General features: G+C 43.9%; 1 protein-coding gene. It reads left to right on the plus strand.

Annotation, left to right across the window (positions count from 1 at the left end; genetic code table 11):
- Positions 1–264 (plus strand): hypothetical protein (locus N475_RS25715; protein ID WP_162269581.1); only part of this gene is annotated, 264 nt, incomplete at both ends.

The raw sequence follows: 264 nt of genomic DNA on the forward strand, positions 1-264 counted from the left end.
TGATTTAGCAGAAACAGCAATAGATACAGATTTTGATGAAGATGACTTAGGTGATATCGATGATTTGCTGGTTGATGTTGAAGGAGAAACTCTACAACCGGAAGCTAGCGAGGAGTCACCAAGCTCTGATGTCCCCACTGAATTAGATACTGCATCTCATGTGGAGTCTGGTCATCTTGATGGGATCTTAGATGCGGAAGAGCAGATCCCACAAGGCTATGAGTCGATAAACGAACTCACAGAAGAAGCAGAGCCGGAATTAGA

The sequence above is a fragment of the Pseudoalteromonas luteoviolacea DSM 6061 genome (assembly GCF_001625655.1).
Taxonomy (GTDB): Bacteria; Pseudomonadota; Gammaproteobacteria; order Enterobacterales; family Alteromonadaceae; genus Pseudoalteromonas; species Pseudoalteromonas luteoviolacea.